Annotated in this window: 24 protein-coding genes and 1 riboswitch; of the genes, 15 read left to right on the forward strand and 9 right to left on the reverse strand. The window is 58.2% G+C overall.

Annotation, left to right across the window (positions count from 1 at the left end; translation table 11 throughout):
- Nucleotides 1-11: 11 nt before the first annotated feature.
- Genes A7976_RS11330 through A7976_RS11345 form a run of 4 tightly spaced genes read left to right on the forward strand, consistent with a single transcriptional unit; the run spans nucleotide 12 to nucleotide 3,434 of the window.
- Complete coding sequence (locus A7976_RS11330; protein WP_067111698.1) at nucleotides 12-776, forward strand: carbonic anhydrase; 765 nt, start codon at nucleotides 12-14, stop codon at nucleotides 774-776.
- On the forward strand, nucleotides 776-2,149 hold the full coding sequence (mpl, locus tag A7976_RS11335) for a UDP-N-acetylmuramate:L-alanyl-gamma-D-glutamyl-meso-diaminopimelate ligase (RefSeq protein WP_067111701.1): 1,374 nt from the start codon (nucleotides 776-778) through the stop codon (nucleotides 2,147-2,149). Before A7976_RS11330 ends, mpl begins: the two co-directional genes overlap by 1 nt.
- Nucleotides 2,146-3,105: an energy transducer TonB gene (locus tag A7976_RS11340; RefSeq protein WP_067111704.1), complete on the forward strand. Its 960-nt coding sequence runs from the start codon at nucleotides 2,146-2,148 to the stop codon at nucleotides 3,103-3,105. Before mpl ends, A7976_RS11340 begins: the two co-directional genes overlap by 4 nt.
- Before the next feature lie 8 nt (nucleotides 3,106-3,113).
- Complete coding sequence (locus tag A7976_RS11345) at nucleotides 3,114-3,434, forward strand: ferredoxin (protein ID WP_067112062.1); 321 nt, start codon at nucleotides 3,114-3,116, stop codon at nucleotides 3,432-3,434.
- A 17-nt stretch (nucleotides 3,435-3,451) separates the two neighbouring features.
- On the opposite strand, the gene A7976_RS11350 is transcribed toward A7976_RS11345, so the two are convergent.
- The 6 genes from A7976_RS11350 to A7976_RS11375 form a co-directional block, all read right to left on the reverse strand.
- Entirely contained in the window at nucleotides 3,452-3,877 is a 426-nt protein-coding gene (locus A7976_RS11350; RefSeq protein ID WP_067111708.1) for an HIT family protein, read from the reverse strand.
- An 81-nt stretch (nucleotides 3,878-3,958) separates the two neighbouring features.
- On the reverse strand, nucleotides 3,959-4,540 hold the full coding sequence (locus A7976_RS11355; RefSeq protein ID WP_067111711.1) for a superoxide dismutase: 582 nt from the start codon (nucleotides 4,538-4,540) through the stop codon (nucleotides 3,959-3,961).
- Nucleotides 4,541-4,649: 109 nt separating this feature from the next.
- A complete protein-coding gene (xerC, locus tag A7976_RS11360) occupies nucleotides 4,650-5,531 on the reverse strand; it encodes a tyrosine recombinase XerC (protein WP_067111714.1) in 882 nt (293 codons plus the stop codon).
- Nucleotides 5,532-5,548: 17 nt separating this feature from the next.
- Nucleotides 5,549-6,208, reverse strand: coding sequence for a DUF484 family protein (locus A7976_RS11365; RefSeq protein ID WP_067111717.1), 660 nt, complete (start codon nucleotides 6,206-6,208; stop codon nucleotides 5,549-5,551).
- A gap of 22 nt (nucleotides 6,209-6,230) precedes the next feature.
- Nucleotides 6,231-7,061 (reverse strand): diaminopimelate epimerase, encoded by an 831-nt coding sequence (dapF, locus tag A7976_RS11370; protein ID WP_088178427.1) that lies wholly within the window; start codon nucleotides 7,059-7,061, stop codon nucleotides 6,231-6,233.
- A 5-nt stretch (nucleotides 7,062-7,066) separates the two neighbouring features.
- Nucleotides 7,067-7,939 (reverse strand): lysophospholipid acyltransferase family protein, encoded by an 873-nt coding sequence (locus A7976_RS11375; protein ID WP_067111723.1) that lies wholly within the window; start codon nucleotides 7,937-7,939, stop codon nucleotides 7,067-7,069.
- Nucleotides 7,940-8,005: 66 nt separating this feature from the next.
- Between A7976_RS11375 and metK the strand changes: the two genes are divergently transcribed.
- From metK to metF, 4 genes are all read left to right on the forward strand, one after another.
- Nucleotides 8,006-9,169 (forward strand): methionine adenosyltransferase, encoded by a 1,164-nt coding sequence (gene metK / locus A7976_RS11380; RefSeq protein ID WP_067111726.1) that lies wholly within the window; start codon nucleotides 8,006-8,008, stop codon nucleotides 9,167-9,169.
- 106 nt (nucleotides 9,170-9,275) lie between these two features.
- A riboswitch (S-adenosyl-L-homocysteine riboswitch) is annotated at nucleotides 9,276-9,342 on the forward strand.
- A gap of 71 nt (nucleotides 9,343-9,413) precedes the next feature.
- Nucleotides 9,414-10,823 carry an adenosylhomocysteinase gene (gene ahcY, locus A7976_RS11385; protein ID WP_067111730.1) on the forward strand — a complete coding sequence of 470 codons (1,410 nt, stop codon included), beginning with the start codon at nucleotides 9,414-9,416 and terminating at the stop codon, nucleotides 10,821-10,823.
- A gap of 62 nt (nucleotides 10,824-10,885) precedes the next feature.
- Complete coding sequence (locus A7976_RS11390) at nucleotides 10,886-11,233, forward strand: phage holin family protein (RefSeq protein ID WP_067111733.1); 348 nt, start codon at nucleotides 10,886-10,888, stop codon at nucleotides 11,231-11,233.
- A 9-nt stretch (nucleotides 11,234-11,242) separates the two neighbouring features.
- A complete protein-coding gene (metF, locus tag A7976_RS11395) occupies nucleotides 11,243-12,076 on the forward strand; it encodes a methylenetetrahydrofolate reductase [NAD(P)H] (RefSeq protein WP_067111737.1) in 834 nt (277 codons plus the stop codon).
- 129 nt (nucleotides 12,077-12,205) lie between these two features.
- Here the strand turns inward: metF and A7976_RS11400 are convergent, their stop codons facing one another.
- From A7976_RS11400 to A7976_RS11410, 3 genes are read right to left on the reverse strand one after another with little or no spacing between them, the layout of a single operon-like run.
- The gene (locus tag A7976_RS11400; RefSeq protein WP_067111740.1) at nucleotides 12,206-12,661 is read right to left on the reverse strand and encodes a DUF494 domain-containing protein; all 456 of its coding nucleotides are present in this window, start codon (nucleotides 12,659-12,661) and stop codon (nucleotides 12,206-12,208) included.
- 24 nt (nucleotides 12,662-12,685) lie between these two features.
- The gene (dprA, locus tag A7976_RS11405; protein WP_067111743.1) at nucleotides 12,686-13,780 is read right to left on the reverse strand and encodes a DNA-processing protein DprA; all 1,095 of its coding nucleotides are present in this window, start codon (nucleotides 13,778-13,780) and stop codon (nucleotides 12,686-12,688) included.
- 3 nt (nucleotides 13,781-13,783) lie between these two features.
- Nucleotides 13,784-14,929 (reverse strand): LysM peptidoglycan-binding domain-containing protein, encoded by a 1,146-nt coding sequence (locus tag A7976_RS11410; protein ID WP_205633506.1) that lies wholly within the window; start codon nucleotides 14,927-14,929, stop codon nucleotides 13,784-13,786.
- 85 nt (nucleotides 14,930-15,014) lie between these two features.
- Here A7976_RS11410 and def point away from each other — a divergent pair, with 85 nt between their 5' ends.
- From def to A7976_RS11445, 7 genes are all read left to right on the forward strand, one after another.
- The gene (def, locus tag A7976_RS11415) at nucleotides 15,015-15,518 is read left to right on the forward strand and encodes a peptide deformylase (protein ID WP_067111748.1); all 504 of its coding nucleotides are present in this window, start codon (nucleotides 15,015-15,017) and stop codon (nucleotides 15,516-15,518) included.
- A 117-nt stretch (nucleotides 15,519-15,635) separates the two neighbouring features.
- Complete coding sequence (gene fmt / locus A7976_RS11420; protein WP_067112065.1) at nucleotides 15,636-16,556, forward strand: methionyl-tRNA formyltransferase; 921 nt, start codon at nucleotides 15,636-15,638, stop codon at nucleotides 16,554-16,556.
- Between the two features lie 57 nt (nucleotides 16,557-16,613).
- A complete protein-coding gene (gene htpX, locus A7976_RS11425) occupies nucleotides 16,614-17,462 on the forward strand; it encodes a zinc metalloprotease HtpX (RefSeq protein WP_067111750.1) in 849 nt (282 codons plus the stop codon).
- A gap of 15 nt (nucleotides 17,463-17,477) precedes the next feature.
- The gene (gene rsmB / locus A7976_RS11430; RefSeq protein ID WP_067111753.1) at nucleotides 17,478-18,743 is read left to right on the forward strand and encodes a 16S rRNA (cytosine(967)-C(5))-methyltransferase RsmB; all 1,266 of its coding nucleotides are present in this window, start codon (nucleotides 17,478-17,480) and stop codon (nucleotides 18,741-18,743) included.
- On the forward strand, nucleotides 18,706-19,284 hold the full coding sequence (locus A7976_RS11435) for a DUF4390 domain-containing protein (RefSeq protein ID WP_067111757.1): 579 nt from the start codon (nucleotides 18,706-18,708) through the stop codon (nucleotides 19,282-19,284). The genes rsmB and A7976_RS11435 overlap by 38 nt, the downstream gene beginning before the upstream one ends.
- A gap of 25 nt (nucleotides 19,285-19,309) precedes the next feature.
- Nucleotides 19,310-21,427 carry an ATP-binding protein gene (locus A7976_RS11440; RefSeq protein WP_067111760.1) on the forward strand — a complete coding sequence of 706 codons (2,118 nt, stop codon included), beginning with the start codon at nucleotides 19,310-19,312 and terminating at the stop codon, nucleotides 21,425-21,427.
- Nucleotides 21,424-22,689: a sigma-54 dependent transcriptional regulator gene (locus tag A7976_RS11445; protein WP_067111762.1), complete on the forward strand. Its 1,266-nt coding sequence runs from the start codon at nucleotides 21,424-21,426 to the stop codon at nucleotides 22,687-22,689. The genes A7976_RS11440 and A7976_RS11445 overlap by 4 nt, the downstream gene beginning before the upstream one ends.
- Nucleotides 22,690-22,711: the final 22 nt, after the last annotated feature.

Consider the following 22,711-nt stretch of genomic DNA (forward strand, 5'->3'; position numbering starts at 1 on the left):
AAGGATAAACAGTGAATTTTTTGCGCGTGGGGTTTGTGGTGTCGCTACTTGCGGCGGCCTTTTCGGTGTCTGCCAGCGAAGAAGGGCAAGGCGATGAGGCCGGGCAATTGCGGGGGATTATTCGCAACCTGATGGACGACAACTCGGCGTTCGCGAAAACGCACAAAGCCGATTATTACAAGCCGTTTACCGACGGGCAGCACCCGCGCGCGACGGTGGTGACCTGTTCCGACTCGCGCGTACATACCCACGCGTTTGATCAAACGCCCGACGGCGATCTGTTCATGGTGCGCAACATCGGCAACCAGATTTCCACGGCCGAAGGTTCGGTGGAATACGGCGTGCATCATCTGCATACGCCTTTGCTGATCATCGTCGGCCATTCCGCCTGCGGCGCGATCAAGGCTGCGCGGGGCGATTTTTCAAAAGAATCGCCCGCCATCAAGCGCGAACTCGTCACCATCAAGTTGCCGGCCAGGAACCCCAAAAACGATGACGCAGCGGAAATCCTGCGCGGCATCGATGGCAACGTAAACAATCAGGTCGCCTATGCGTTGAAGAAGTTCTCGCATGAGGTGGCAGAGGGCAAGCTCACCGTGATCGGAGCAATCTACGATTTCCGCAACGACATGCAACAAGGGCAGGGCAGGCTGGTCATTACCAACGTCAACGGTAGCACCGACTCCGGTAACATTCTCGCGAGCCTGATGAAGATCAACGGCAACGGGATGAAGATGGACCGGAAATCCTCCGACAAACAAACAGCGAAACATTGATGCATATTCATATTCTCGGAATTTGCGGCACCTTCATGGGCGGCATCGCCGTCCTGGCGAAAGCTGCCGGCCATCGCGTCACGGGTTGCGACGCCAATGTCTATCCGCCGATGAGCACGCAGCTCGAGGCACAGGGCATCGAGCTCATCGAAGGTTTCGGCAGCGAACAGCTGGCATTGAAGCCGGATATTTTCGTCATCGGCAACGTCGTGTCGCGCGGCAATCCGCTGATGGAGGAAATCCTCAATCGCGGCCTGCCGTATATTTCCGGCCCGCAATGGCTGGCGGAGAATGTGTTGCAGGACAAGTGGGTACTCGCTGTCGCGGGTACGCACGGCAAGACGACAACCAGTTCCATGCTGGCCTGGGTGCTGGAATATGCCGGGCTGGCGCCTGGTTTTTTGATCGGCGGAGTACCCGAGAATTTCGGCGTTTCCGCGCGACTGCCCGGTGCGCCGCGCCAGGAACCGAACGGCCGTTCGCCGTTTTTCGTGATCGAAGCGGACGAATACGACACCGCATTTTTCGACAAGCGTTCCAAGTTCGTGCACTACCGCCCGCGCACCGCAGTGCTCAACAACCTCGAATTCGACCATGCGGACATCTTTGCCGATCTCGCCGCCATTGAGACCCAGTTTCATCATCTGGTGCGCACCGTGCCCGGCCAGGGGCTGGTGGTCGCCAACGGCCGGGAGGAAAGCCTCGATCGCGTGCTGCAACGCGGCTGCTGGACGCCGGTGGAACGCTTCGGGATTGAAGACGGATGGGCTGCGGGCGAAGCTGAGAGCGATGGCAGTTTCGAAGTGCTGCTCAACGGCAAAGCGCAAGGCCGCGTGCAATGGGAGTTGCTGGGCGAGCATAACCGGATGAATGCGCTGGCCGTGCTGGCCGCGGCGCGCCACGTGGGTGTGCCGGTGGGCGTAGGCATTGACGGTTTAAGCGCGTTTCGCAACGTGAAGCGCCGCATGGAAGTGCGCGGTACGGTCAACGACATTACGGTCTATGACGATTTCGCGCATCATCCCACCGCCATCGAAACGACGGTGGCCGGCCTTCGCGCCAAGGTCGGCAATGCGCGTATCCTAGCGGTGCTCGAGCCGCGCTCGAATACCATGAAGCTGGGCGTGATGAAGGCAGCACTGCCAGGCAGCCTGAAAGATGCCGATCGCGTATTTTGCTACGCCGCCAATCTTGGGTGGGATGCCGCTGCTGCTCTGGAGCCGCTGGGCACGACAGCCTCGGCGAGCGACGATCTCGGGCAGTTGATCGAGGCCATTGCGAGTGAAGCCCGCCCCGGCGATCATATCCTGGTGATGAGCAACGGCGGTTTCGGCGGTATTCACCAGAAATTGTTGGAGAGGTTGGAAATTTGAACGGTATCGTTGACTGGATCAAAAGCACGCTGGGTGTCGCCCTCGTGTTTTCAGTCGTCGCGCATGCCGTGCTGATAGTGGGTCTCGGCTTCGTCAAGCCGGAAGAAAAGAAACTGCAAGACAAGGCGAAAGCGCTTGAAGTGGTGCTGGTCAACGCCAAGACCAAGGAGGCCCCGAAGAAGGCCGAGGCGTTGGCGCAATCCAATCTCGACCGCGGCGGCAATACCGATGCCGACCGGCAGATGAAATCGCCCCTGCCGGTACCCAAGACTCCGCCCGACGAGTCCGCTACCAAGCTTGCTGCTGAAACGAAGCAGGCCAAGGTCAAGGCAGCTGCGAAGCAATCTGAAGCTCCGCGCAAGCAGCAGCATATCGCCGAGCAGGAAAAGCCGGCGCAGGAGGTAATGACCAAGCCGCAGTCGCCGCAAAAGATAGAGAGCGCGCCGACGCAACAGGCCGAAGCCGTGGAGCCGGACCAGGGCAAGCACGAGGAAAAGCCTACGGTCATCAATACCGCCGATCTCGTGGCGCGCAGTCTCGACGCCGCTCGCCTTGAGGCGCAACTTTCCAAGAACATGGATGCCTATCAGAAGCGCCCGAAACGCAAATTCATCGGCGCGCGCGTCCGTGAATATCGCTTTGCCAGCTATGTCGAGGCATGGCGGCAGAAGGTTGAAAAAGTGGGTAATCTCAACTATCCGGCCGCAGCCAAGGAGCATAAGCTCTATGGCCGGTTACAACTGACGGTATCCATACGCGCCGACGGCAGCATCGAAAAAATCGAACTCAATCGGAGTTCGGGGCATCCCATATTGGATGAAGCGGCGCAACGCATCGTCGAGCTCGCCGCCCCTTATGCGGCATTTCCCGAAGAGGTGCGCCAGGATACGGATATCATCGAAATTACCCGCACCTGGACCTTTACCCGCGAAGACACGCTTTATTCTGGAGATTAGTTGTGAGCATGCCTGCAAGGCCATCCTATTACGAGCGCCACGTTTTTTTCTGCCTTAACCGCCGCGATGACGGCGCCGCCTGCTGCTGCGATCATGATGCGGAAGGCATGTTCGAGTACGCCAAGAAACAGGTCAAGAAGCTCGGCATGAACGGCAAGGGCAAGGTGCGTGTCAACCGCGCCGGCTGCTTCGATCGTTGCGACGAAGGGCCCTTGCTGGTGGTGTACCCGGAAGCGATCTGGTATACGTTTGTCGATAAGGAAGACATCGACGAAATCATCGAAAGCCACCTCAAGCAGGGCAAGGTGGTGGAGCGGTTGCAGGTCTAGCGTTCTACAGGATTACGCTACGCCAGGGTTTTATCGACCAGTACCTTATGCAGTGCCAGGCGCAGCTTGCCGGCAAGCTCGGGCATGGGCGGCAGCAATGGGATTTCTCGTTTTGCCTCTCCCCAGATCGGGTTCGGAAAGTGCCGGTCGTCGGCAAAGCGCGGGATGATATGCCAATGCAGGTGCGGTACCACATTGCCCAAGCTTGCGAGATTGATCTTGTCGGGCTTTATCACCTCGCGTACCGCGAATTCCACGGCAAAGACGGCGTGCATCAATTGCGCCCGCTCCGATTCGCCCAGGTCGGTCATTTCCTTGACGTGACGGTTGAGGATGACGCGGCAGAAGCCGGGATAGTGCGCATCGTTGACCCATATCGCGCGGCAAAGGTCGTTTTGCCACAGGATCTCGCCGCCAGGCTGGTCGCATAATTCACAGGACATTCGTTCTCTCGTTTTTGAGCGATAAAAAACGCCGTTGAGACTGGGCTCAACGGCGTATTCATTTTGCCAGCAAAGAACTGCTTAGGCGAAATTGGTTTCGGCGAAATCCCAGTTGGCGAGGCTGTTCAGGAAGTTTTCCACGAACTTCGCGCGCAGGTTGCGATAGTCGATATAGTAAGCGTGCTCCCATACGTCGATGGTCAGCAGCGCCTTGTCGCCGGTGGTCAGCGGAGTGCCGGCCGCGCCCATGTTGACGATATCCACCGAACCGTCAGCCTTCTTCACCAGCCAGGTCCAGCCGGAACCGAAGTTACCCACGGCAGAAGCCTGGAATGCCTTCTTGAATTCATCGAAGCTGCCCCATTTCTTGTCAATGGCTTCGGCCAGTGCGCCCTTGGGAGCGCTGCCGCCGTTCGGCTTCATGCTGTTCCAGAAAAAGGTGTGGTTCCACACTTGCGCGGAATTGTTGTAGAGGCCGCCGGAAGACTTCTTGATGATGTCTTCCAGAGCGGCATTCTCGAATTCCGTGCCCTTGATCAGGTTGTTCAGATTGGTCACGTAGGTCTGATGATGCTTGCCGTAATGGTATTCCATGGTTTCGGCGGAGATATGCGGTGCCAGAGCATCCTTGGCGTAAGGCAGCGCGGGGAGTTGATGTTCCATTTGGAGTCCTTTCTTGCGGGGATTAAAAAATTCGAGTGGTGTATTTTGCCACAAAAAGCCGAGCTGGCTTGTCAGGTATTCGTGACAAGACTATTCATGACAGTCGATTTCAGGGTTTGTTCTTTTTGGCTCGAGGATGTGCCTGATCGTACACTTTTGCCAGGTGCTGAAAATCCAGATGCGTATAGACCTGCGTCGTGCTGATATTGGCGTGCCCCAGCATTTCCTGCACGGCGCGCAAGTCGCCGCTGGATTGCAGAACATGCGTTGCAAAACTGTGGCGCAGCATGTGCGGGTGCACATTCCCGGCGATGCCTTGTTTGATCGCCCAGGTTTTCAGACGATATTGCACGGCGCGCGGGGTCAGTCGCTTGCCGTTGCGGCTGACAAATAGCGCATTTTCATCCTCCGCTTTCAGCAAGGCGCGCTGCGGCAGCCAAGTCTTGATGGCGGCAATGGCATATTGCCCGACGGGAACGATGCGCGTCTTGTTGCCCTTGCCGGTGACGGTGACGGTGCCCTCGGCCAGATCCAGCCCGCCGAGGTCGAGGCCGACCAGTTCCGCGAGGCGCAGACCGGAGGAGTAGAACAACTCCAGTATCGCGTGATCGCGGGCGGCAAGGGTGTCATCGTCTTTCACGTCCACCAGCTTTGTGGCCTGCTCCGGTGAAAGGGCCTGGGGAAGGGTTTTCGCCGACTTCGGCGGACGCATGCCGATGCAGGGGTTGTTATCGATGCCGTGGCGGCGCGCCAGGTAAGCGAAGAACCCGCGCCAGGCGGACAGCATGCGAGCGATGCTTTTGCCCCCGATGCCGCGCCCATGCAGGGCCGCGACGAAACGGCGGATATGCGCCGCTTTCAATTCCTGGAAGGAGGTGTCGCCCGCAAGTTCCTTCAGAGTGCGGATGTCGCGGGCGTAGTTCTCGCAAGTGAGTGGGCTCAGGCCCCGCTCGTGAGCCAGATGGTCGAGGTAGGCCGCCAGAAAGTCCAAGTTGCCGTTGAATCGCGCTAGAGGATATAGCGCAGCAGCGCGACGCTCAGCAACTCGCCGATGCGCTTCAGGTACAGCGTGCCCATTTCCGGATAGAAGCGCTTCGGGTCTTCGCTGGCCATGGCCAGCAGTCCGAATACATTTTCGCCGCGCAGCGGGATCAGGGCAAAGGATTTGAGCGGGGCGTTCGTTTCACCGAACCAGCCATCCAGATTGAGCGAAGGGTTATGGCCGCAGTAAGGGGCATTCAAGCCTTGCGCCCAGTTGCGCAGGGTCTCGTCGACCGGATTGAATTCGTCGCCGGTATCTGCTTCGCTTTGCGGCTGGGCCCACAGACGTATCGCGACGTGCGGCACCTGGAAGTCTTCACGCAGGTTGTGCATCACCATTTGCACCAGCGCATCGAAGCTGCGCGCGGCGAGAATGCCAAGTGTCAGGCGGTGCACCTTGTCGCTGATGACGTCGTTTTCTTCGCCAAACTGAATCAGCTCGGATAGCTTGGCTTCCAGGATGCGGATCTTGTCGCGTTGTGCCAGTTGCTGACGCTCGGCCAGCGAAATCGTGCCGCTGCCATGCGGGCTGGGCAGGTAGATTTCCGTTAAAAGATGCGCGTTACGTTCAAAGAATCCGGGGTTCGCGCGCAGATATTCTGTCAGTTGGTCGTCGGTCGTTTGCATGGTGTGCCTTCTGCTAATTTTTCTAGAGTGTAATTTCGCCTTCGAATACTGTCACGGCAGGGCCGGTCATCAACACCGGATTGCTGCCGCCGTCCCAGCGTATGGTCAGTTCGCCGCCGCGCATCACAACGGTGACGGGCGATACGAGCTTGTTCAGCCGGATGCCGGTCACGACCGCCGCGCAGGCGCCTGTGCCGCAGGCCAGCGTTTCGCCCGAGCCCCGTTCGAAAACGCGCAGCCGGATATGGTGATCGTCGACGAGCTGCATGAATCCTGCGTTGACGCGCTGCGGGAAGCGCGCGTGATGCTCGATCAGCGGGCCTTGTTCGGTGACGGGTGCGGTATCCACATTGTCGACAAGCTGTACGGCATGGGGGTTGCCCATCGAGACTGCGCCAATGTCGACTGACGTGCCATCGACATTCAATGCATAGGTGAGCGCTTGCTCCGCTGCAGCAAAAGGAATGTCGGAAGGAATGAAGCGCGGCGCACCCATGTCCACCGTGACCTGTCCGTTATCTTCCAAGCGCGGCAGGATGATGCCGCGTGCAGTTTCGACGCGGATTTCGTGCTTGGTCGTGAGCTGCTGGTCGTGCACGAATCGCACGAAGCAACGCGCGCCATTGCCGCACTGCTCGACCTCGCCGCCATCGGCATTGAAAATGCGATAACGGAAATCCGCATCGGCAACGGACGGCTTTTCCACCAACAGCAACTGATCGCAGCCGACTCCGAAATGGCGGTCCGCCAGGAAACGGATTTGCTCCGGTGTGAGCGAGACATTCTGGCGGATGGCGTCGATGACGACGAAATCGTTGCCCACACCCTGCATTTTTGTAAATTTGAGTTTCATTGTGCTTATTCTAAGTCATGCGTTCCGGCGGGAACAGCAACGGGTGGCAACTCGACGCCTTTGGGTCGGCGATGCCGCGGATAACTCCACAGGTATTGCTCCGGTTTTCGCCGGACCAATTGTTCGATGGCCTTGTTGATGGCTGCTGGCGTCGGGTCTGCGTCCAAAGGTTCAATATGCATTGCATAGCCGCGCCCCCACGACAACCTTTCGCCGAAGGCCATCAGTACCCTGGCTCCGGTCGATTGCGCCAGGCGGTGTGCCAGCGTCATGGTATAGGCCGGGCGTCCGAAAAAATCCGCCCATTCGCCTTCGTTTCTACCGGGATTCTGGTCCGGAAGGATGCCGATGGCGCCACCTTTTTTCAAGGTTTTTACCAGTTCGCGCACGCCCATGAGCGTAGTTGGCGCAAGCCTGATGCCGCCGCGTGCCCGGCCGGACTGAATCAATGGTTCGAGCCATGCCTGACGGGGCGGACGATAAAGTACGCTGATCGGTCGATGGGCGGCGTAATACTGAGCGGTGATTTCAAAGCAACCAAGATGCGGCGTGAGGAAAATAATGCCGCGATTGTCACGCCACGCTTCTTCTACATGCTCCCAGCCGTCGCAGGCGCGCATCCACTTGAGGATTTTTTTCTGCGGGAGTAGCCAGATGGCGATGATTTCCAGCGCCCCTTTGCCGGATTCGGCCATGCTGCGGCGGATGATGGTTTTTAGTTCGGCTTCGTCGCGTGCGACGCCGCTGGCGGCAACATTGATACGCGTGCGCCGGGCCATTCTTCCTGTGCCGAAGTACAACCAACCGACGATAGTGCCGATGGCGTGTATCAGAGGCAAGGGCAGGCGTGCGACGATACGCAGCAACCGGGTGAGCATGAATTCTTTTTTCAGTCAGAGTGTAATTTGTTATTCTAGCAACCTTTTACCGCACAATAATATTGTATGAGCGATTACCTCTTTACCTCCGAATCCGTGTCCGAAGGGCATCCCGACAAGGTTGCGGATCAGATTTCCGACTCCATCCTCGATGCGATCCTGGCGCAGGATCCGACTGCGCGCGTGGCTGCAGAGACACTGACCAATACCGGCCTGGTCGTGCTGGCAGGTGAAATTACGACTACCGCCAATGTCGATTACATCAAGGTGGCGCGCGACACCATCAAGCGCATCGGTTACGACAATACCGAGTACGGCATCGACTACAAGGGCTGTGCAGTGCTGGTGGCCTATGACAAGCAATCGCCGGATATCGCCCAGGGCGTGGACGGCGCGCATGACGATCCGCTCGACCAGGGTGCCGGCGACCAGGGCCTGATGTTCGGCTATGCCTGTGACGAAACCCCGCAACTGATGCCGCTGCCGATCTGGCTGGCGCACCGCCTGGTAGAGCGCCAGTCGCATTTGCGCAAGGATGGCCGCCTGCCCTGGCTGCGCCCGGACGCCAAATCGCAAGTGACCGTGCGTTACGTGGACGGCAAGCCGGATTCTATCGATACCGTGGTGCTATCCACGCAGCACGCGCCGGAAATGCACCTCGACGCGATCCGCGAAGCGGTGATCGAAGACATCATCAAGCCGGTGCTGCCCAAGGAGCTGATCAAGGGTGAAATCAAGTATCTGGTCAACCCGACCGGCCGCTTCGTGATCGGCGGCCCGCAAGGCGATTGCGGCCTTACCGGGCGCAAGATCATTGTCGACACCTATGGCGGCTCCAGTCCGCACGGCGGCGGCGCCTTTTCCGGCAAGGATCCTTCCAAGGTGGACCGTTCCGCAGCTTATGCCGGTCGCTATGTCGCCAAGAACATCGTCGCTGCCGGGCTGGCTTCCCGCTGCTCGGTGCAGATATCGTATGCCATCGGCGTTGCGCGTCCGACCAGCGTCATGGTGGAAACCTACGGTACAGGCAAGGTCAGCAACGAAAAATTGACGGAGCTGGTGCTGCGTCATTTCGACCTGCGCCCCAAGGGTATCGTCAAGATGCTGGATTTGTTGCGGCCGATTTATGCCAAGACGGCTGCTTACGGACATTTCGGCCGCGACGAGCCGGAGTTTACATGGGAAGCCATCGACAAGGCACAAGCCTTGCGGGCTGACGCCGGTCTGTAAACCGCCATCCATTATGGCTGCCAGGACGGCGATGCATTTCGGTGCATCGCCGTTTTTCATTTTGGACGCACATTGCAAAAAGCCGAATCGGCTTTATAATTGCCGACTTACCGAGAAGCGCTGCGACGGAGTTCTCCGCCAGGCTCGGTTTCGATGAACTGCGCTTGCCTCTAACCGTGCCGGGCACGGGAAACGGGTGAGCAGTCTCCCCCTTCCCTCCGGCCACATTTTCAGGATGAATGACATGAATACTGTGGCTGACTTCAAAGACTACGTTGTTGCCGATATGAGCCTTGCCGCCTGGGGCCGCAAGGAAATCGCCATTGCCGAGACCGAAATGCCCGGTTTGATGGCGATCCGCGAGGAATACGCGCAAGCCCAGCCGCTCAAAGGTGCGCGCATCACCGGTTCGCTGCATATGACGATCCAGACCGCGGTGCTGATCGAAACGCTGAAGGACCTGGGTGCCGAAGTGCGCTGGGCCTCTTGCAATATCTATTCAACGCAAGACCACGCCGCCGCCGCGATCGCCGCGGGCGGCACGCCGGTGTTCGCGGTCAAGGGCGAAACGCTGGACGAATATTGGGACTACACCCATCGCATTTTCGAATGGGCGGACGGCGGTTATTCCAACATGATTCTGGACGACGGTGGCGATGCGACGCTGCTGCTTCATCTGGGCGCGCGCGCCGAACAGGATATTTCCATCCTGAACAATCCGGGCAGCGAAGAAGAAATCTGCCTGTTCAACGCGATCAAGGCCAAGCTGTCGACCGATAAAACCTGGTATTCCACCCGTTTGGCCCAGATCAAGGGCGTGACCGAAGAAACCACCACTGGCGTGCATCGCCTGTACCAGATGCATGAGCGCGGCGAGCTCAAGTTCCCCGGCATCAATGTCAACGACTCCGTCACCAAGTCCAAGTTCGACAACCTCTACGGCTGCCGCGAATCGCTGGTGGATGGCATCAAGCGCGCGACTGACGTGATGGTCGCTGGCAAGATTGCTGTCGTCGCCGGCTATGGCGACGTGGGCAAGGGCTCGGCGCAGGCATTGCGCGCATTGTCGGCGCAGGTGTGGGTGACCGAGATCGACCCGATCTGCGCGCTGCAGGCGGCGATGGAAGGCTACCGCGTGGTGACCATGGATTATGCCTGCGAGCACGGCGACATTTTCGTCACCGCAACTGGCAACTACCATGTGATCACGCACGAGCACATGAAGAAGATGAAGGACCAGGCCATCGTTTGCAACATCGGCCATTTCGACAACGAAATCGACGTCGCTTCGCTGGCTGACTATGGCTGGGACGAGATCAAGCCGCAGGTCGATCACGTGATCTTCCCGGACGGCAAGCGCATCATCCTGCTGGCCAAGGGGCGCCTGGTGAATCTGGGCTGCGGCACAGGCCATCCGAGCTATGTGATGAGTTCGTCCTTCGCCAACCAGACCATCGCGCAGATCGAGTTGTACACCAACACCGCGCATTACCCGGTGGGCGTGTACACGTTGCCCAAGCACCTGGACGAGAAGGTGGCGCGCCTGCAGCTAAGGAAGCTCAATGCGCAGCTGACGACCCTGTCCGACGAGCAGGCTGCCTACATCGGTGTGTCCAAGGCCGGCCCCTACAAGCCTGAGCACTACCGCTATTAATCGGACTTTAATCGCATCAACAGCCCGGCAGGCCGGGTAAGTAAGCTACTGGAGGAGAAGCAATGAAACTGATCGTTGTCTGGCTACTCAATGCGCTGGCGCTGCTGGCTGTTGCCTATCTGATGCCGTCCATCCATGTATCGGGCTTTGCCGGCGCCTTGATTGCGGCAGCAGTCATCGGGCTGGTCAATATGCTGATCCGCCCCATACTGGTACTGCTGACCTTGCCGGTTACCTTGCTGACGCTGGGGCTGTTTATCCTCGTCATCAACGGACTGCTGTTCTTTTTTGTCGGCAGCATTCTTCAAGGTTTCCAGGTGGCCAGTATTTGGTCGGGGATACTGGGCGCACTGCTCTACAGCCTGATTTCGTGGGTGCTGTCGACGCTCGTGCTGGGTGGCAAAGATTAATAATTCAAAATGAATAATACGCCTGTGATCAGTTTCGAGTTTTTTCCGCCCAAGACGGCGGAGGGTATGACCAAGCTGCATGCCGCGCGCGAGCAGCTTGCGCAATTGCGCCCCAAGTTTTTCTCCGTGACCTTCGGTGCTGGTGGTTCCACCCGCGACCGTACGTTGGAAACGGTGCTTGAAATCAAGGCGCGCGGGACCGAGGCGGCACCCCACCTGTCTTGTATTTCCTCTACCCGCGACGAGATACTGGCCATTCTGACGCAATATCGCGAGCAGGGTATCCGGCATCTGGTGGCATTGCGCGGGGATCATCCTTCCGGCGAAGTGGCCGCCAGCGATTTTCACTATGCAAACGAGCTGGTGGAATTCATCCGGAAAGAAACCGGCGACTGGTTCGAGATCGAAGTGGCGGCTTATCCGGAGTTTCATCCGGAATCCCCTTCGGCGCGGGCCGATCTGGAAGCATTCAAGCGCAAGGCGAATGCCGGCGCCAATGCTGCAATTACGCAATATTTCTATAACGCCGACGCTTATTTTCGCTTCATGGACGAGTGCACAGCAATGGGGATTTCGATTCCTGTCGTACCCGGCGTGATGCCGATTTACAACTTTGCGCAACTTTCACGCTTCTCTGCCGTGTGCGGAGCTGAAATTCCGCGTTGGCTGCGCCTGCGTCTGCAGGATTACGGCGAAGACCTGCCTTCGTTGCGTTCTTTCGGACTGGATGTAGTAACGGAATTATGCGACCGGCTACTGCAAGGCGGAGCGCCAGGCTTGCATTTCTATACGCTCAACCAGGCCGGTACAATTTCAACGATTTGCCAGCGTCTTGGGCTGTAAGCTCGACGCCGGCGGCATGTGCTACCGCGGAAGAGGCTGCGGCCGCAGACTCATGCAGGAGCTTCTGTAGTCTTGGGCGCTTGGCCTCTTGCATGCCAAGGCGCTGTAATTTGACTTGGATGCGTTGTCTTAATGCAACGTGGGGCGAGTGTCGCTAAAGAGCGCGTCCTCGACAAAAAGATAATCTCCGGCCTTGCCCTGATTCCAGAGCGCCATCAGCACAATCCACTTTGTTTCTTCAAGCGAAATCGCCTCCGGCAGCGCCATGGCGCGGTCGATGACCAATTCGCGCTGCGCAGGGTTCAGCACGCCGGCTTGTTCCAGGAACAGCAGGAAACCCAAGCTTTCGCTGCTGATTTTCTTGGTTTCAATCTCGCTGTAAATACGCAGGATTCCCGGACTGGCGATAGTCGCCTGCGTTTCCTGCTGCGACATGGCTTCAAGTGCATCGAACCAATCAAAAGCGCCATTGATGTCGGCATCTTCAAATCCGGCAGCGGATAATTCTTTTGCGAGTGTATGTTGATCGGGATGGATATTGGCTTCGAAATAATTTTCGAACAGGTAGACGAGGACTTCAAACATTCAGGCTCCTCATTCAGGTAAGCATTAAGCGAGGCGCTGGTAACGTCCTCCCGGAAGGGTTGCAACTTTGCCTTCCAGTTCCAGCATTAGTAGCATGCTGGAAAGGGATTCGCTCGTCAAGCCGCTGCGCTCGATTAATCCGTCGATGGTAATTGGATCGTAACCCATCTTTTCCAGCAGAGGATTATCAGTGTGCGCTGCTGTGTCCTTGGCTGTTTCCGGGAGAGGTGGGCCGCCGCCCAGTTCCTCCAGAATGTCATGGATGCTGTCGACCAGCTTGGCTCCCTGCTTGATCAACTGATGGCAGCCCTTGGCTACGGGCGAGTGTATGGAGCCCGGAATGGCGAAGACTTCGCGGCCTTGTTCGGCAGCCAGCCTGGCAGTGATCAGCGATCCGCTCTGCAGGTTGGCTTCCACCACCAGGCAGCCGCGCGCAAGGCCGCTGATGATGCGATTGCGGCGCGGAAAGTTTTGCGCCATTGATGGAGTGCCGAGCGGAAATTCGGAGACGATAAGCCCTTTTTCTGCAATTTCGTGCGCCAACTGGCGGTGCTTTGCCGGATAAACGATATCGAGCCCGGTGCCGACAGCAGCAATCGTGCTGCCGCGCCCTTGCAGTGCGCCGCGATGGGCTGCGCCATCGATGCCGAGTGCCATGCCGCTGACGATGCAGTAACCGTTTTCGCTGAGCGCCTGCGAAAATGCTTCGGCGGTCTTTTCGCCCTGAGGCGTCGAATTGCGGCTGCCGACGACGGCGATGGAAGATGCGTTGAGAAGCTCGATCCTGCCTTTGCAATAAAGCAGGGGAGGAGGATCGGAGATTTCGAGCAACGCTCGCGGATAATGCGCATCGGCGAGCGTCACCAGACGATTCCCAGGATGATTCAGCCATGCCAGGGCCGGCGCGATGAATTCGGCGTTCGGCCCCTCGGATATGCGTTGTGCGACAACTTCCGAGACTACTTGGCGCAACTCGCTGCGCGGCGCGGCATAGATGTTTTCCGGCGTGCCGAAATGGCTGAGCAAGCCACGATAGGACTGAGCCCCCAAGCCGTCAATCAGGCTCAGGCCTATCCACAGCGTCGCCTCTTCGGGCGTTGAGCTGCCAGTGTTTTCCAAAGATCAGGGTGTTACGACGATATCGGAGGTGCGTATCGAACGTTCGGATTGCATGACCAGACCGTAAGAAACGCGATCGAATGTGCGGAAGATCATCACCAGGCCGACGCGCTCGTCCGGCAGCTTGATCTCGCTCGGTTCGGGTTCGAACGCGCCGTCGGTTCTTCTCGTGCCGAAACGCGTCTGCACGCGGCCTTCTTCATCACGCTCCAGCGTGCCATCTTCGTTGCGCTCCAGGTTGAAATAACCTTCGCGCTCACCAGCCTTGCCTTTTTCCGGAGGGAGTTTTTTGCCTTCATAGTAAATGGCAAGTACGTGACCTTCCTCAAGGCCGTCGGCACTGCCGCGATTGATGGCAATGATGGAGTGTTTGCCAACGTCCTTGGGGCCTTGATAGGTAGATATGACACGACCCTGGATTTGCGTGTCGGGCGCATGTGGCACAAAAGAGTTGACGACGCGTTCGGCAGGCCTGATCAGTCTGTCATCCGTGGTGACATCCTGTTTGATGCGGCCGATCTGAACGGTAGCCGGTTCGCCGTATTTTTTTGCGCGTGCTTCGCCAAGATAAACCGTTTCCGTTCCCAGGACTTCCTTGGTGTCGGGGTCGACCAGGTCTACACCGGGGCGGAAGATCTGCCAGTCGAGGCCATCGCCATCATTGATTTTGGTGACATAAACATGCATGTTGTTGGCGAGCAACAATCTGCCATCCTCGGCGCCGACAATCTTGGGGGCATCTTCGAGTTCATCCTTGCTGATGACCAGCGGCTGGCTCAGGAAAGGGGCGATGACGCTGGGGGCGATAGTTGGCACAGCGAGTTTTTCAAGCTGTTCGATGCGGACGCCTGGTTCCAGCTTGACTGTTCCGCGCATCAGCCGCAGTTGCGGAGTGGCTCCGCTGAGGTCGAGCACCACGACGTCGCCGGGGTAAATCAGGTGGGGGTTGCGGATCTGCTCGCGATTCATTTTCCACACTTGCGGCCACAGCCAGGGGTCCTTCAGGAAACGCGCTGAGATATCCCACAAGGTATCGCCCTTGACCACGACATAGCGATCCGGATGATTCTCCCTGAGTTGTATGACGTCCGCCCATGCCGTTGAAGCAAGGCACCAAAGCAAGAGCGGCGTTATAATGTATTTTTTCATGTTGACCCCGGCCAATGAAGAGCGAAATGCAATTCTTGAAGTTGGTTTAAATTCTGCATGTAATTCATTAGACAATCAAGCTTTTATGGCAATTTTGAACATCTTGCATTATCCCGATGAACGCCTGCATACGGTAGCCCGGCCGGTTGTGGAAGTCGACAACAGGATACGTCGGCTGATCGACGATATGGCCGACACCATGTATGCCGCGCCGGGTATCGGCTTGGCCGCGACTCAGGTCGACGTGCATGAGCAGGTGATCGTGATCGATATTTCCGAGGATAGAAAAGAATTGCGGGCCTTTATCAATCCTCGCATTGTGACCAGTTGCGGAACCCAGGATTACGAAGAGGGCTGCTTGTCCGTGCCCGGCATCTACGAGACTGTGCGCCGTGCCGAAAAGGTGACAGTCGAAGCGCTGGATCGTAATGGCCAGAAATTCACGCTGGAGGCGGACGGCTTGCTGGCCGTGTGTATTCAGCATGAAATAGATCACCTCAAAGGCAAGGTATTCGTTGAATACCTGTCGCAGCTCAAGCAGGGCCGCATCAAGAACAAACTTAAAAAGCGCTTGCGCGAAACCATGTAGCCGCAGTTTTGCATTCGCCGAATACGGCGTTGCCATGCTGATCGTATTGAATTACTGTCTGTGTTCCTCCGCCTTCTCTTCGGGCGAATGCAAGACCGCAATCGCTTCGGAGAAAAAATGAAAATCATCTTTGCCGGAACGCCTGAGTTTGCGGTGCCCGCATTGGCGGCGTTGATCGCGGCCGGACACGAAATCGTACTGGTGCTGACACAGCCGGACCGGCCGGCCGGCCGGGGAATGAAATTGAAAGCCAGCCCCGTCAAGGCACTTGCTCAACAGCACGGCCTTGCGGTCTATCAGCCCGAAACGCTCAAAACCCCTGAAAGCCAGGCGCCCGTCGCCGCCGCCGAAGCGGATGTGATGATCGTTGCCGCATACGGGCTGATCCTGCCGCAAGCGGTGCTCGACATGCCGCGTCAAGGCTGCCTCAATATCCATGCGTCGCTGTTGCCTCGCTGGCGCGGTGCGGCACCTATCCAGCGCGCGATTCTTGCCGGCGATGCGGAAACCGGCGTGACCATCATGGAGGTCGTGCTGGCGCTGGATGCCGGTGCGATGCTGAAAAAAGGTGTGGTGCCGATCACCGAGCATGACACTGCACAAAGCTTGCACGATGCGCTCGCGGACATGGGCGGGCGGTTGATGGTCGAAACCCTGGCGGAGCTGGATACGATACAGGCCCAACCGCAGGATGAAGCGCTGGTGACGTACGCCGAAAAACTGCGCAAGGATGAGGCGCCGCTGGATTGGCACGGCAATGCGGACGATCTGGCGCGGCAGGTGCGTGCGTTCAACCCCTTTCCGGTAGCGCAGGCGACGTTCCAGGGAGAAGCCTGGCGCATCTGGATGGCTTATGCCGTGCCTGATGTGTCAGGAACTCCCGGAAAAGTTCTCGACACCTCAAACGGCCTGCTGGTTGCCTGCGCCAAAGGGGCGTTGCGCATCACCGAGGTGCAGAAGCCTGGCGGAAAACGTCTGTCGGCACGGGATTTTCTTGCGGGCAGTCAACTCAAGCCCGGCGACCGGTTCGCCGCTTGAATTTTTGGCGATGGCCGCCATCTAATCGGCGTCGATATTGAAGAGGTAAGAAACATTATGTTGGGCAACTGGTTGAAAACCTCGATCCTGATGGCGGGTATTGTGGTGCTGTTCGGCATGGTCGGCGCCGCGCTGGGCGGTGCGGGCGGCATGCTGATCGCACTGGCGATCGCCGGGGCGATGAATGTGTACGCCTACTGGTTTTCCGACAAGGCGGTGCTGCGCATGTACAACGCGCGCGAAGTCGATGCGCAAAGCGCGCCCAAATACTACGGCATGATCAAGGAGCTGGCAGCCAATGCCGGCTTGCCGATGCCGCGCGTTTACATCATCGACGAAGCGCAGCCGAATGCGTTCGCCACCGGCCGCAATCCCGAGAATGCCGCGGTTGCGGCGACTACCGGCATCATGCAGATTCTTTCCGAGCGCGAACTGCGCGGCGTGATGGCGCATGAACTGGCGCATGTGAAGCATCGCGACACCTTGATTTCGACGATATCTGCGACCATCGCCGGCGCGATTTCCTCGATTGCCCAATTCGGCATGCTTTTTTCAGGCGGGCATAACGATCGCGAAGGCGGCGTGCATCCTGCCGTGGCGATTCTCGTCATGATCCTGGCGCCGATTGCTGCGATGTTGATCCAGATGGCGATTTCGCGCTCGCGTGAATTCGAGGCCGATCGCGGCGGTGCGGAAATCAGCGGCGATCCCGGCGCGTTGGCTTCCGCCTTGCAAAAAATCCATAACTACGCGCATCGCGTCCCGCTGGAAACTGCCGAACAACACCCGGAGACGGCACAGATGATGATCATCAATCCATTATCCGCCGAAGGCATCAAAGGCCTCTTCAGCACCCATCCGCAAACCGAGGAACGGGTTGCGCGACTGATGGCCATGGCCGTCTGACGCCGGCAGCCGCTTTTGGATACAAGTCAGCAACTCGCAGCTCAGGCCATCGGCCAGGTTCTGGGCGGGCGCAACCTCACGCAGGCGCTGGAAAATCTCTGGCGCCTCCATCCGCAACTGACGCCTCAGCAGCGTGCCATCACGCAAGACTTGAGCTATGGCGTTTTGCGGCATTACGGCCAGCTTCAGGCGGTGCTCGAACAATTGCTGGAACGCCGCCTGGAAGACGAGTCAGTGCGCTGCCTTCTGCTGGCGGCCTTGTATCAGTTGGAGCACGGCAAGGCTTCCGAGTATGCGGTGGTCGATCACGCGGTCAAGGCTGCGGTGAAAATGAAAAAAGCCTGGGCAAAAGGGCTGGTGAATGCCGTACTGCGCAATTTCCTGCGCCGCCGCGAAGCGCTGCTTGTGGCCATTACCGACAATGAGGTTGCCCGCTATTCCTACCCGCAATGGTGGATAGAGAAACTGAAGCAGGACTATCCCGCCGAATGGACGGCCATTCTTGAAGCGGGCAATCGTCATCCTCCGCTTACCTTGCGCGTCAATCGTCGCCGCGTTTCCGGCGCGGAATATCTGCATAAGCTGGAAGACCTGGCGATAGGTGCGCACCCTTTGGGGGCGAGCGCCATCATGCTCGACCAGCCGGTGCCGGTGGAAAAATTGCCCGGCTTCCTGGAGGGCGACGTGTCGGTCCAGGATTACGGTGCCCAGTTTGCGGCCTCATTGCTGGATGTGCATGACGGCATGCGCGTGCTGGATGCCTGTTGCGCGCCGGGCGGCAAGACCGGCCACGTACTGGAAACGGCCGCTGTCGCGATGACCGCGGTGGACAGCGACGAAATTCGACTGGCCCGCACCCGCAGCAATCTCGACCGGCTCGGATTATCTGCAAAACTGGTAAAAGGCGATTCCGGCAACCCCGGCACTTGGTGGGACGGCCAGCCATTCGACCGTATCCTGGCCGATGTACCTTGCAGTGCGTCCGGCATTGTCCGGCGGCATGTGGATATCAAATGGCTGCGCCGCGAAGCAGATCTGAACAGCTTTACGGCCCAGCAGGCGCAGATATTGCGCGGTTTGTGGCATACCCTGGCAAACGGTGGTAAATTGCTGTACGTGACCTGCTCAATATTTATCGAAGAAAATCAACGACAAATCGATGCGTTCCTGGCCGAGCAGGCGGACGCTCGACAACTCCCGCTTGCCGGGTTGAGGGACGGCCAATTGCTGCCTAGTGCTGACCATGACGGATTCTTTTACGCGCTTCTTCAAAAAATTTAGCCGGTTCGGGCTCGGGTTGATTTGCTGCCTCGTTTTCAATGCGGCGGCCGAAGGCATACAGGTCAAAAACGCGGAGCTGGTGCCGGTTGATACTGCCTATCAACTCGATGCCGATTTCGATATCGACTTTTCCCCGGAGGTGGAGGCCGCGCTTAACAAAGGCGTCCCGCTGACTTTCCTGATCGAATTCCAACTGGTTTCGCCACGGCAATACTGGTTCGACGACGAAATCACTACCAAAAGCCAAGTTATCCTGCTCAGCTATCACGCACTCTCCCGTCAGTACTTGATCAATATAGACCAGCACCAGAAATCCTTTACCACCTTGCAGGAAGTCCGGGACGAGCTTTCGCGGTTGCGCGACTGGACGGTGCTGGACAAGTCGGAAATCGTCAAGGGCGAGAGCTACCAGGCCGTGCTGCGCTTCCGGCTGGATCATTCCCGCCTGCCGAAAGCCTTGCAAGTCGAGGCGCTCAGTTCGGAGAAATGGACATTGGTGTCGGAGCGCTATCGCTGGATCCCAAATTTTCAACATCCATGATCGATAGCGGTTTAGTCGGGTTGCCATGAAGTACATCGTCTTCATTTCCGCGGTGCTGGGCGCAGTGCTGCTTTATCTGCTCTCCCACGCCAGCGCGAACACGGCCTTGTCCGGGCAGAACTACACGCTGCTGCTGGTGCTTAACATCGCTCTCGCGGTGTTTTTCATCATCCTGATCGGCTTGCAGTTGTGGAAGCTGTATCGGCAGATGCGCAGCCAGGTGATCGGCAGCCGGCTTACGCTGCGATTGCTGGGCATGTTTGCCTTGATGGCCTTGATTCCCGGGATGATCGTTTATGCCGTTTCGGTCAATTTCCTGACCCGTTCCATCGAGTCGTGGTTCAACGTCAAGGTCGAGGCGGCCCTGGATGGCGGTTTGCGCCTGGGGCAGAGCGCGCTCGACATCCTGCTGGCAGATCTGGAGGAGAAGGGCGAGAACATGGCGATATCGCTGGCCTTCCAGCCCAATACTTCGCATCTTTCGATGCTGAACGATCTGCGCGAGCGCAGCGGCGTGCAGGATGCGGTACTGTTGACGTTGCAAGGCCGCATTCTTGCTTTCTCCAGCGCCGACGCCTCAAGTTTCCTGCCCGATCTGCCCACCATCCCCCAGCTGCGACAAGCTCGCCAGCGTATCTATGGCAGGATCGAGCCGATTCCGGACAAGGGGTTGTATCTGCGCGTGCTGGCTCCGGTCAATACGGCAGATATCCACGGTGAAACCCGGATACTGCAATTGCTCCAGCCGGTTCCGAAGTCGCTGTCACAGACGGCCGAGTCGGTGCAGGCGGTCTATCAGGACTACCAGGAGCTATCCTATACGCGCACGGCCCTCAAGGAGGTGTTTGCGCTCACTCTCACGCTGGTCCTCATGCTGGCGATGTTATCTGCGCTGGCGTTTGCATTCGTGCTGAGCCGTCGCCTGTCGGCTCCGTTAGGCGTGCTGGCAGAAGGAACCCGCGCGATTGCCAGCGGCGATTACGGGAAAATGCTGCCGGCGCATGGCAAAGACGAACTGGGGGTTCTGGTTCAATCCTTCAACAGTATGACGCGGCAACTCTCCGAAGCCACGCAGGCGGCGGAGCGCAACCGGGCACGCGTCGAGGCGGCGCGCGGCCATCTGGAAACCATCCTGTCGCATCTTTCCTCCGGCGTCATTGCATTCGACGACCGGTTTCGTATGCGGACTTTCAACCCCTCGGCAAATCACATCCTCGGCGTCGATCTCGGGCCGATCGCGGGTCAGTCGCTTGAGCTGCTGGCACAGTCGTCCACCATGGCTACGTTGGTCCGGACGATTTTGACGCATTTCACCGACGAAAAAACCGGCGAGTGGCAGCAACAGATCGAGTTTGAAGGCGCAAAAGGCAAACAGGTGCTGCTGGTGCGCGGGACGCGGCTTCCCAAAGGCTCCGAAAGCGGTTACGTCGTCGTGTTCGACGATGTCACGACCTTATTGCAGGCGCAGCGCGATGCGGCGTGGGGGGAAGTAGCGCGCCGCCTGGCGCATGAAATCAAGAACCCTCTGACGCCGATCATGCTGTCGGCGGAACGGCTGGAGCACAAGCTCAGCGACAAGCTGGAAGGCGCCGATGCCGAAATGCTGCGGCGCGCGACGCAAACCATTGTCGGCCAGGTATCCGCAATGAAAAGCATGGTGGATGAGTTCAGCGAATATGCGCGTTCACCGGCACTCAATCTGTCATTGCTGGACTTCAACGCGCTTGTGCGCGACGTTCTGGCATTGTATGAATCGCATGGCATCCAGATTCATCTCGAGCTCGACGAGAAAATATCGCCCATCTATGGCGATGCGACCATGCTGCGGCAGGTACTGCACAACTTGCTGAAAAATGCGCAGGATGTGCTGGAAGGGAGGCCGAAGCCTCTGATCCATGTGAAAATAAAGCCTGAAAATGGTATGGTAAGGCTTGAAATTTCCGATAACGGCCCCGGCTTTCCGCCGGATTGGATCGCACGCGCTTTCGAACCCTACGTTACCACCAAGCGCCAAGGCACCGGCCTGGGCTTGGCCATTGTGAAAAAAATCGTGGAAGAGCATAAGGGAGTCATCAAGATCGAAAATCAACCGCAGGGCGGAGCCAGCGTTTCGTTGCTCCTGCCGATGAAGGAGGCAGCATGACTGCGCGCCAGGTTCTGGTTGTGGACGACGAAGTCGGCATCCGCGAGCTGTTGAGCGAAATCCTCAGCGACGAAGGCTATCACGTCAAACTTGCGGAAAACGCCGCGCAGGCACGCGACTCCCGCCAGCAGGAGCGGCCCGATCTGGTATTGCTCGATATCTGGATGCCGGATTGTGACGGCATCAGCCTGCTCAAGGAGTGGGGAAACGGCGGATTGCTGACGATGCCGGTGGTGATGATGTCCGGTCACGGTACGATCGATACTGCCGTCGAGGCAACGCGCATCGGCGCTTTCGATTTCCTTGAAAAACCCATCGCTTTGCAAAAGTTGCTCAAGACGGTGAACGCGGCCCTGAAACATGCGGAGCATCAGCCGCGCAGCGGCATGAACCTGCTGAGCCTGGGCAAGAGTCCGGCAATCGTCGATCTGCGGACGCGCCTGGAACAACTGGATGGACTTAAGGTACCGCTGCTGCTGATCGGCGCGCGCGGTTGCGGCGCCGAATTGTGCGCAAGATTCCTGCATCGGTCCGAAACGCCATGGCTGGAACTGACGCAAGCGGAAAAGCTGGCCAGTGCGCCGCTTGAACTGCTGGAGCAGACACGCGAAGGCTTGATTTACATCCCGGAAGTGGCCGATCTCGGCAAGACCGAGCAAAAGGGATTGCTGTTGCTGCTCGGCCGCGCGGACAAGTACGGTGTGCGTGTCGTGTGCGCCACCACCCGGGTGCTACCGCAGCTGGTGCAGGCCGGGCAGTTCGATGAGTCTCTGCTGCACGCACTTTCTTCCGCCAGCCTGAATATCCCGACGCTGGCCGAACATCGCGAGGACATTCCGGATCTCGTCAAGGCGATGACGACTTTTCTGGCTGAAAATGGCGAAGTCCAGTATCGCGAGTTCGATGTGGCTGCACTGAATGCCATGCGCAACGCCGAATGGCCGGGAAACCTCGCTCAATTGAAAGTCGCTGTGAAAAACCTGATGCTGACCAGCATCGGGGAGAAAATCACGCTCGAAGACGCTGTCCGCGTGCTGGAGCAGTTTGCCGTGCCCGAACCCGCCGTCTCCGCCGCTACCCAGTTACCGCTGGACTTGAACATGTCCCTGCGCGACGCGCGCGATGCATTCGAGCGCATTTATTTCGAGCATCACATCGCCAAGGCCGGTGGCAACATGAGTCGCGTGGCGGAAGCGGTTGAGCTGGAGCGGACCCACCTCTACCGCAAGCTGAAACAGTTGAATATCCGCACGAAGCAATAATCGATTTTGCAGATTATCCGGC

Origin of the sequence: Methylobacillus sp. MM3 (assembly GCF_001645185.1) — a bacterium.
GTDB lineage: Bacteria > Pseudomonadota > Gammaproteobacteria > Burkholderiales > Methylophilaceae > MM2.

Bases quoted from the DNA above. Each gene is read 5' to 3' on its own strand.
- mpl (WP_067111701.1), top strand. From the start codon at position 776: ATGCATATTCATATTCTCGGAATTTGCGGCACCTTCATGGGCGGCATC.
- A7976_RS11345 (WP_067112062.1), top strand. From the start codon at position 3,114: ATGCCTGCAAGGCCATCCTATTACGAGCGCCACGTTTTTTTCTGCCTT.
- A7976_RS11350 (WP_067111708.1), bottom strand. From the start codon at position 3,877: ATGTCCTGTGAATTATGCGACCAGCCTGGCGGCGAGATCCTGTGGCAA.
- A7976_RS11355 (WP_067111711.1), bottom strand. From the start codon at position 4,540: ATGGAACATCAACTCCCCGCGCTGCCTTACGCCAAGGATGCTCTGGCA.
- A7976_RS11365 (WP_067111717.1), bottom strand. From the start codon at position 6,208: ATGCAAACGACCGACGACCAACTGACAGAATATCTGCGCGCGAACCCC.
- dapF (WP_088178427.1), bottom strand. From the start codon at position 7,061: ATGAAACTCAAATTTACAAAAATGCAGGGTGTGGGCAACGATTTCGTC.
- A7976_RS11375 (WP_067111723.1), bottom strand. From the start codon at position 7,939: ATGCTCACCCGGTTGCTGCGTATCGTCGCACGCCTGCCCTTGCCTCTG.
- metK (WP_067111726.1), top strand. From the start codon at position 8,006: ATGAGCGATTACCTCTTTACCTCCGAATCCGTGTCCGAAGGGCATCCC.
- ahcY (WP_067111730.1), top strand. From the start codon at position 9,414: ATGAATACTGTGGCTGACTTCAAAGACTACGTTGTTGCCGATATGAGC.
- A7976_RS11390 (WP_067111733.1), top strand. From the start codon at position 10,886: ATGAAACTGATCGTTGTCTGGCTACTCAATGCGCTGGCGCTGCTGGCT.
- metF (WP_067111737.1), top strand. From the start codon at position 11,243: ATGAATAATACGCCTGTGATCAGTTTCGAGTTTTTTCCGCCCAAGACG.
- A7976_RS11400 (WP_067111740.1), bottom strand. From the start codon at position 12,661: ATGTTTGAAGTCCTCGTCTACCTGTTCGAAAATTATTTCGAAGCCAAT.
- A7976_RS11410 (WP_205633506.1), bottom strand. From the start codon at position 14,929: ATGAAAAAATACATTATAACGCCGCTCTTGCTTTGGTGCCTTGCTTCA.
- def (WP_067111748.1), top strand. From the start codon at position 15,015: ATGGCAATTTTGAACATCTTGCATTATCCCGATGAACGCCTGCATACG.
- fmt (WP_067112065.1), top strand. From the start codon at position 15,636: ATGAAAATCATCTTTGCCGGAACGCCTGAGTTTGCGGTGCCCGCATTG.
- htpX (WP_067111750.1), top strand. From the start codon at position 16,614: ATGTTGGGCAACTGGTTGAAAACCTCGATCCTGATGGCGGGTATTGTG.
- A7976_RS11435 (WP_067111757.1), top strand. From the start codon at position 18,706: ATGACGGATTCTTTTACGCGCTTCTTCAAAAAATTTAGCCGGTTCGGG.
- A7976_RS11440 (WP_067111760.1), top strand. From the start codon at position 19,310: ATGAAGTACATCGTCTTCATTTCCGCGGTGCTGGGCGCAGTGCTGCTT.
- A7976_RS11445 (WP_067111762.1), top strand. From the start codon at position 21,424: ATGACTGCGCGCCAGGTTCTGGTTGTGGACGACGAAGTCGGCATCCGC.